Genomic DNA, 7,576 nt, shown 5'->3' with positions numbered 1-7,576 from the left:
GCGCCTCGGTCAGCATCATCAGTGCGAGCAACCCGGCGACCTCCCCCTCGTCGGGCAGGCTGGTGCGCAGTTGCCGGGTCAGCCTGATCGCTTCGCTCGTCAGCTCGACCCGGTTGAGAGCCTGTCCCGACGTGGCGGTGTGGCCCTCGTTGAAGACCAGATACAGCGTGCTCAACACTGCGGGCAGCCGCTCGTTGCACTCGCGCGCCGTCGGCGTCCGAAACTGCGTACCCGTTTCCCGGATGCGCGCCTTGGCACGGCTGATCCGTTGCCCCACCGTCGCTTCGGGAAGGAGCAGAGCGTGCGCGATCTCCGCGGTGGTCAGCCCGCCGAGTGCGCGCAACGTCAGCGCGACCTGCGATGGTGCGGTCAGCTCGGGGTGGCAGCACAAGAACAGCAGCGCCAACGTGTCGTCGACCTCGGGCACCGTGCCGGGCGCAGGCTCGAGAGTGTAGGAGTGCTCGCGACGCCGGCGCGCGGCCTCGCTGCGATAGGTCTCGATCAGCCGCCGCGACGCGGCCGTGATCAGCCAGCCGGTCGGGTTTTTCGGGACGCCGTCGACCGGCCAGCTACGAGACGCGGCGAGCAGCGCCTCCTGTACCGCGTCTTCGCAGTCATCGAAGTCGCCGTTGCGGCGCACGAGCACGCCGAGCACGCGCGGGGCGAGCTCGCGCAGTAGCCCGAGTGCGTTATTGGATTGCGTTGCGGGACTCACATATCCATTCCGCTCAAATCCAGCACCGGCCGGACCTCGACGAGACCCCACACCGCATCGGGCACCCGCGCCGCGATCTGCAGGGCGCGGTCCTCGCTCTCGCAGTCAATCAGCAGGAAGCCGGCCAGATGCTCCTTGGCCTCGGCGAAGGGCCCGTCGCTGATCACCGTCTGGTTGTCGGCGACCTTGACACGTTTTGCCAGAGCGGGATCCGCGAGGCCTTCGCTCACCACCAGCTCGCCGGTTTCGGCGAGCTCCGCGCTGAGCGCGACATGGTCGTGGCCGAACCGCTCCCGCATGTCCTCGGGCAGCGCCTTCCAGCGCTCGAGAAACTGCGGATTGCTCTGAATCAGGATCATGTACTTCATTACCGCCTCCGTGCGTCTCCGCGATTGTCGAAAAAGTATTGCGCTCCTGTGTCGAAACCGCGGCGCCTGCTTCGACACCCCTGTGAAGGCGCCGCTTTAGGGGGCCCAGGAGAAAGGATCGAACATGCAGATCAGCCACACCGGAACCGACATACACGCGGTTCTCGACAAGCTCGTGGCCGCGCACGCCGCGCATGACGCCGAGGCACTTTTCGCGCTCAACACGGACGACATGGTGGCGTATTCGCTCGCGCCGCCGCTACAGCAGGGCCCCGACACGCCGTACGGCACCGTGGCGGGAATTCAGGCGTGGTTCGCGGGATTCGAGCGCCCGATGGAGATCGCGTTCCGCGACCCGGTCGTGACGCAGGACGGCGACCTCGCTTTGGTCCACTCCCTGACGAAGATGACCTTCACCCGTGCCGGGGAAAGCGAATCGCACTCGACCTGGTACCGCTCGACCTTCGGCCTGCGCCGCATCGACGGTTCCTGGCGTATCGCGCACCGGCACGACTCGACACCGTTCTACATGGACGCGACGTTCCGCGCGGCTACCGATTTAGAACCCTGATCGATGTGCGTTGTGCTGCAGGCGGATTCAGCCCGGCAAGGGTACGCCGCACTGCAGCACACCGTTGTTGGGGTCGGTATTTCCCGGCGTGGGTTTGACCATCTGGTCGGCCTGGGTGAAAACGTGGTCGTCGGAGTCGATCTCGCAGTGCACGTTGGCCGCGTAGGGGAAATGCAGCACGATCCGCATGCCGGCCTGCTGCGGGTCGGGCAGCACGGTGTTGGCTTCGAATACGTTTCCAGGCATGGAAGGAAGGTTGGTGGTGTTCGTCTGGCCGCCGTTGATGATGAAGGAGGCCTGGGTGCCGGTGGTCAGCGCGTCGATCCTGGCGCGGTAGGTGATGTTGTGCAGGTCCGCCCGCGCGGTCGGCGGCATCGCCTGGGCGCCGAGGGCGACGACGGTCACCGCGGCGAAGGGCAGCAATCGACGGCCGGTGGGGCTCATAGTTGCCGAGATTACGCGCAGCATGATTTTCGAACCAATCCTCAGGGCTGGTCTCGCGGACACCACAGCGTGGTGCGGCCACCCACCCGACCGTGGTCGAGGCGGGTGCCGCAGCGCGGGCAGTGCGGGTCCGGTTCGTCCCGCGTCCCGGTGAGCCAGCGCGCCAGGCGGGGCACCCGACCATGTCGCACCGCGGTGCGCAGCACCTGCGTCATCGCGCGATGCAGACCCGCCACGTCATCGTTGTCCAACTCCGCAACCCGGCGGGTCGGCCGTATCTTGGCGCGCCAGCAGATCTCGTCGGTGAGCAGGTTGCCGAGGCCTGCGACCACCGACTGGTCCATCAGCGTCGCCTTGAGGCTGCGAGATCCTGTTCGCTTGCCGCTCAGCACTTCGCGGAACGCCCGCAGGTCAAGGCCCAGCGCATCGGGGCCCTGCGGCCCGGTGACATGCGCGACGTCCTCGTCGTTGTCGGCGAGCCAGATTCGGCCAATTTGCGCAGGTCGGCGTAGCGCAGTTCACCCTTGTCGAGCGAGATCACCAGTCGCTCATACCCGATCTCGTCGGCGCCGTCGGCGGCGTAATAGGGATGGCCCGTCATGCCGCTGTGGATCAGTAACGTCGGGCCGTCCGTCGGCAGCATCAGCCATTTGCCGTGCCGAGACGGGGTGGCGAATCGGTGACCGTCCAACCGGCGCGCGAAGGCTTTCGCGGTGGTGTTCCGCAGAATGCCCGGATCTTTCACCGTCACATGCCGAATCCTCCGGCGGGGGAGCGTGGTGGCCAGCTCGCGCCGAAATCCCTCGACGTCCGGCAGTTCAGGCACGCAGCTTCGCCAGCCGATCCCGTGGGCCGGCCAGTGATCGGGCATGCCGGGACATGTTCGCCCACGGATCGCGTTGACCGGCCAGGCGTTTGGGAAGATCGCCGATCGTGAAGCGGTCCGGTCGCAAATCTCGGCCGTCCAGTTCATCCCACTCCAGCGGCGTTGCCACCGGCGCACCCTCACGGGCCCGAACGGAGTACGGCGCAACCGCCGTCTGCGCGTAGGCGTTTCGCATGATGTCGAGGTACACCCGCCCGCCACGCTTTTCCTTGCGTGCCTCCACGGTGCGGTGGTCGGGATCGTCGGCGACCACCACCTCGGCCACGTCGCGGGCGAACTGCCGGGCGGTGTCGAAATCGGTGTCGGCCTTCACCGGGACCACGACGTGCAGCCCGCGCGACCCGGTGGTCTGTACATAGCGCGCCAGGCCGAGATCGTCCAGCACCCCGGCCACCGCGTGGGCGGCGGCGCGCACCACGGCGAAGTCGCTGTCGGACGGGTCGAGGTCGAAGACCAGCCGGTCGGGGTTGTTCAGATTGTCCTGCCGCGACTGCCACGCGTGCAGTGTGATGGCGCTCTGATTGGCGAGCCAGCGCAATGTCTCCGGGCGATCGGCGACCAAATGCACCACGGTGCCGCCTTCTTTGTCGACCTCGACCCGGCCCATCCAGTCCTGCAGCGTGTCGGCGAAATCCTGTTGAATGAACCCCTTTTCGCCGATGCCGCGGGGAAACCGCTGCACGTTGAGCGCCCGGCCCCGCAGGTGCACCAGCATTGTCTCGGCCACGGCGTCGTAGTAGGTGACGAGATCGCGTTTGGTGATCCGGCCAGCGGGAAACAGGACCCGGTCCGGGTGGGTGATCTCGACGTCGACGTTGGCCATCAGTGTGTCTCCCGCACCACGTCGCGGGGTTCTTTGTCGGTGCGCAGGCCGAGGTAGCGCGGGTGGCGCAGCTTGCCGTCGCGGGTCCACTCGCTGAATCCGATCTGCACCACCATGTCCGGGCGCACCCAATGTGCGCCGGCCTCACGCACCAAACCCTTTGTGAAGGGTGGTGATTCGAGGTGCCTCGTCGACAGCTGTTCGTGCAGGCGGTGCAGTGTGGCTTCGTCGAAACCGGTGCCCACCTTGCCTGCATAGACGAATTCGCGGCCTTGGTAATAGCCGAGCAGCAGAGCGCCCAAGTCGACTCGACTGCCCTTCGGGCTGGTGTACCCGCCGACCACGAACTCCTGGTCGTGCACGCATTTGAACTTCAGCCAATTCCGGGATCGGCCACTGTCGTATGTCGAGTCGGCCCGCTTGGCGATGACGCCCTCGTCCCCGCGCCGGCATGCGGCCTGGTAGGCGGCGATCCCGTCCTCGACCCGGTGGGTGGCGAAGCGAAGCGGATCGGTGAAGTCAATTGCTTTGCGCAGCAGTTTCTTACGCCACGTCAGCGGCACCTCGACCGTCGACTTGCCGTCGAGGTGCAGCACATCGAACAGGTAGTAGAAAACGCGGACTTCGGATGCACGGGCCACCTCGGGGTTGGTGATGCCCAGGCGGCCCTGCAGTCGGGCGAAGCTGGTGCGGCGGCCATCGAATGCCACCACCTCGCCGTCTACGACAAACCGCGAGGTGTGCTGCGCCGTGAAGGCGTCAACCAGTTCCGGGTAGGTTCCGTTGAGCGGCTGCCGATTTCGCGACAGCAGCCGCACCCGATCGCCGTCACGAAACGCCAGGCAGCGCATTCCGTCGAACTTGCGCTCAAAGATCCACTGCGGATCGGAGAACCTCTTGTCGGTCAGGGTCGCCAGTGTGGGCGCCCGCCAGTCGGGCACCGGCTCGTCGTGCAGCGCGTCGCGCACCGCCTCGGGCAGACTGGAGAACAGCGTCACGACGGGTCGTCCAGGTCGACCAGGGTGCGGCCGGACAACACCGACTCGGGTTGGCTTCGCACCGGCTTGCGCCGCGCGTCGGCGTCGTCGTCTTTGCGCTTGACCAACAGCCACGTCTCCTCTTTGCCCTCGCGAATGCGGGTGAGCGCGTAGCCGCCGCGCAACTTCTCGCCGTGCAACTCAAACGAAAGATGGCCCCGCTGTAGAGATTCCGACAGCTCGTGGTTGGCGGCGTTGGTGTAGGTGCCGCGGTCCCAGACGATGACGCGCCCGCCGCCGTATTCGCCTTTCGGGATCACGCCCTCGAATGTCGCGTAATCCAGTGGGTGATCCTCGGTGCGGCGCGCCATCCGCTTGTCCTTAGGGTTTGTCGACGGTCCCTTGGGTACCGCCCACGATACGAGAACGCCGTCGATTTCGAGACGGAAGTCGTAGTGGTCGCTGCGCGCCGCGTGGTGCTGGATGACGAAACTCGGGGCCTTTCCAGGCGAGTCGTTGGCGCGGCGTCGGGCCCCCTTGCCGGACGGCTCCGTGCTCTTCCCGGACCTCCGTTTCCGCCGGTACTCACTCAAAGGCATGCGAACGGCATACCCGTAGGCGTGCCCAGAAAACTCCTAGCCCACGCGCCAGCTCAGCTCCATGTCCTTGCCGGCCAGCCATGCGGACAGGTCATAACCGTTGCGGGCCAACCCGTCGATGGTGTCCACGGCGCGGCGCACCGCCTGTTCGGCGACCTCCGGCGTCAACAAGCCGTGGCGGACGGCGTCGAGCAACTCGTCGACATCGGCCAGTTTCGCCCAGCTGCCGGTGCGGACTTCGATGTCGAGGTAGTGGTCTTCGGAGCGCCAGACGTCGGGGCCGGGGGTGTACTCACCCACGTCGAGGTAGTAGTCGTGGTCGCGCTCATGCCCGGGATTGAAGTGAAACACGGTGGCGCGCAGGCCGAGCGACGGCAGCAGCCACGACTCGAGGTAGTGGAACTGGGCCCGGCCGGGGGTGGGCCGGGCCACGTAGAGCCCCCACGGGTGGACCACGTACTCGTCGACTGCCCGCACTATCCCTTTGGGATCGGTGTTAGTGCAGGCGATCAAATCGAACGTTTCGTGCTTGGGCGCGTGGATGGCCTAACCCTACTAACGACGCAACCGAAGCTTCCAGCGCACGAAGCCGGCATAAAACACCGACAGCGCGGCCAGCATGCCCATGTCGAGCAGCCAGATCTTGGACGTGTGCTGCCAGAACCGGTCCTGGGACAGCAGCGAGTCGGGCACCAGGTGCCGCAGATCCACCGTCGATGCGGCCGCGGAGTAGCCCCAGCGCGCCGGCATCGCCCACGAGAGCTGGTTCAATCCGAGCCGCCCGGTCACCGGGACCATGCCGCCGCACAGCACCAGCTGCGCCATCACCGCCACCACGAACAGCGGCATGATCTGCTCGCTCGAGCGAACCAGCGATGAAATGGCCAGCCCGAGAATGGCGGACGCGACACAGGTCGCAGCGACTGTGGCGAACAGTTCGACGGTCGCCCCCACGTTCGAATGGCCGAGCAACACTGCGCCGCGAGTCGGCGCGCTCTTGCCGATCACCACGATCGCCGTGATGATGGCCGACTGCAGGATCGCGAATGCGCAGAACACCGCGGTCTTCGCGAGCAGGTAGGCCGTCGTCGACAGCCCGACTGCCTGCTCGCGCTGGAAGATGGCGCGCTCGCCGACCAGGTCGCGGATCGTCAGCGCGGTGCCCATGAACGCGGCGGCGGGCATCAGCAGGGCCAGTATCTGCGCGGACTCGTCGGGGGTCCCCGCATTGGCGCCGGGAGCATGGAACCCGTTGCTGCCTGGGACGGTCAGCGACAGCGAACCCAGGATGAACGGCAGCAGCGCCAGAAAAATGAAGTAGGCGCGGTCGGCGACGACGAGCCGAACCTGGCGGCGTGCGACCGTCGAGATCTGGCGCCGCACGCTGGTGTGGACCGGTTCGCCCAGGCTGCCGGGCTCGTCGGTCCTGTCCGGCACGAGCAGCTTCTGCGGCCGCTTCTGGGCTTCGATCTGAGCCAGGAATCGCCGGTTGGCTTCGTCGGGGTCGGCGCCCACCTTGGTGAAGATCTTCGCCCAGTTGCTGGTACCCATCGCGTCGCCGATCTGGTCGGGCGGGCCGCAATAGGCCGTCTTGCCGCCGGGCGCCATCAGCAGCACCTGGTCGCAGACGTCGAGGTAGGACAGCGAGTGCGTCACCACGAGCACCACCCGCCCGGCGTCGGCCAGCTGGCGCAGCATCGTCATGACCTGCAGGTCCAGCGCCGGGTCCAGGCCCGACGTCGGCTCATCGAGGATCAGCAGCGACGGGCCGGTGAGCAGTTCCAGCGCGACCGAGGCGCGTTTACGCTGACCGCCGGACAGCTTGTCCACCCGGGTGTCGGCGTGCTTGGTCAGGTCGAGCTCTTCGAGGACCTGGGTGACCACCTTGGCGCGGTCGGATTTGCTGGTGTCGGGCGGCAACCGGAGTTCGGCGGCGTAACCGAGTGCCTGGTTGACGGTCAGCTGGCGGTGCACCACATCGTCTTGGGGGACCATGCCGACCCTGCTGCGCAGCGACGCGTACTCCGCGTGAATGTTGTGGCCCTCGAACGTCACCGTCCCCGAACTGGGCGTGGTGTAGCCGGCGATCAGGCGCGCCAGCGTGCTCTTGCCGGCCCCGGACCCGCCGATCACGGCCGTCAGCGTTCCTGGGCGCGCGGTCAGCGAGATGTCGTCCAGCAGCTGTTTGCCGTT

Annotated in this window: 9 protein-coding genes and 1 pseudogene; 1 reads left to right on the top strand and 9 read right to left on the bottom strand. The window is 66.8% G+C overall.

Annotation, left to right across the window (positions count from 1 at the left end; genetic code table 11):
* Positions 1 to 715 (bottom strand): sigma-70 family RNA polymerase sigma factor (locus JOZ00_RS04635; protein ID WP_293340292.1); only part of this gene is annotated, 715 nt, incomplete at its 3' end.
* The gene (locus tag JOZ00_RS04630; RefSeq protein WP_293340290.1) at positions 712 to 1,083 is read right to left on the bottom strand and encodes a YciI family protein; all 372 of its coding nucleotides are present in this window, start codon (positions 1,081 to 1,083) and stop codon (positions 712 to 714) included. The genes JOZ00_RS04630 and JOZ00_RS04635, both read right to left, overlap by 4 nt.
* A gap of 124 nt (positions 1,084 to 1,207) precedes the next feature.
* Here JOZ00_RS04630 and JOZ00_RS04625 point away from each other — a divergent pair, with 124 nt between their 5' ends.
* Complete coding sequence (locus tag JOZ00_RS04625) at positions 1,208 to 1,654, top strand: nuclear transport factor 2 family protein (protein WP_293340288.1); 447 nt, start codon at positions 1,208 to 1,210, stop codon at positions 1,652 to 1,654.
* Between the two features lie 27 nt (positions 1,655 to 1,681).
* On the opposite strand, the gene JOZ00_RS04620 is transcribed toward JOZ00_RS04625, so the two are convergent.
* The 7 genes and pseudogenes from JOZ00_RS04620 to JOZ00_RS04585 all read right to left on the bottom strand — a co-directional run.
* Positions 1,682 to 2,098, bottom strand: coding sequence for a hypothetical protein (locus JOZ00_RS04620; protein WP_293340285.1), 417 nt, complete (start codon positions 2,096 to 2,098; stop codon positions 1,682 to 1,684).
* A 41-nt stretch (positions 2,099 to 2,139) separates the two neighbouring features.
* A pseudogene (locus JOZ00_RS27655) lies at positions 2,140 to 2,924 on the bottom strand (DNA-formamidopyrimidine glycosylase family protein).
* A complete protein-coding gene (gene ligD / locus JOZ00_RS04605; RefSeq protein WP_293340277.1) occupies positions 2,917 to 3,807 on the bottom strand; it encodes a non-homologous end-joining DNA ligase in 891 nt (296 codons plus the stop codon). Before ligD (JOZ00_RS04605) ends, JOZ00_RS27655 begins: the two are co-directional and overlap by 8 nt.
* A complete protein-coding gene (gene ligD / locus JOZ00_RS04600) occupies positions 3,807 to 4,805 on the bottom strand; it encodes a non-homologous end-joining DNA ligase (RefSeq protein WP_293340274.1) in 999 nt (332 codons plus the stop codon). Before ligD (JOZ00_RS04600) ends, ligD (JOZ00_RS04605) begins: the two co-directional genes overlap by 1 nt.
* Positions 4,802 to 5,383: a DNA polymerase ligase N-terminal domain-containing protein gene (locus JOZ00_RS04595; RefSeq protein WP_293340271.1), complete on the bottom strand. Its 582-nt coding sequence runs from the start codon at positions 5,381 to 5,383 to the stop codon at positions 4,802 to 4,804. The genes ligD (JOZ00_RS04600) and JOZ00_RS04595 overlap by 4 nt, the downstream gene beginning before the upstream one ends.
* A gap of 36 nt (positions 5,384 to 5,419) precedes the next feature.
* The gene (locus JOZ00_RS04590; protein WP_293340268.1) at positions 5,420 to 5,860 is read right to left on the bottom strand and encodes a DUF402 domain-containing protein; all 441 of its coding nucleotides are present in this window, start codon (positions 5,858 to 5,860) and stop codon (positions 5,420 to 5,422) included.
* 78 nt (positions 5,861 to 5,938) lie between these two features.
* A partial coding sequence (locus JOZ00_RS04585) for an ATP-binding cassette domain-containing protein (RefSeq protein WP_293340265.1) occupies positions 5,939 to 7,576 on the bottom strand: 1,638 nt, incomplete at its 5' end.

Origin of the sequence: Mycobacterium sp., assembly GCF_019243155.1 — a bacterium.
Classification (GTDB): Bacteria; Actinomycetota; Actinomycetes; order Mycobacteriales; family Mycobacteriaceae; genus Mycobacterium.
The sequence above is the reverse complement of the archived record's forward strand: the minus strand, read 5'-3'. Positions and strand labels throughout refer to the sequence as shown.

Excerpts from the sequence above, each read along its gene's own strand:
- JOZ00_RS04630 (WP_293340290.1), bottom strand. The coding sequence starts at position 1,083 with ATGAAGTACATGATCCTGATTCAGAGCAATCCGCAGTTTCTCGAGCGC.
- JOZ00_RS04625 (WP_293340288.1), top strand. The coding sequence starts at position 1,208 with ATGCAGATCAGCCACACCGGAACCGACATACACGCGGTTCTCGACAAG.
- JOZ00_RS04620 (WP_293340285.1), bottom strand. The coding sequence starts at position 2,098 with ATGAGCCCCACCGGCCGTCGATTGCTGCCCTTCGCCGCGGTGACCGTC.
- ligD (WP_293340277.1), bottom strand. The coding sequence starts at position 3,807 with ATGGCCAACGTCGACGTCGAGATCACCCACCCGGACCGGGTCCTGTTT.
- JOZ00_RS04595 (WP_293340271.1), bottom strand. The coding sequence starts at position 5,383 with ATGCCTTTGAGTGAGTACCGGCGGAAACGGAGGTCCGGGAAGAGCACG.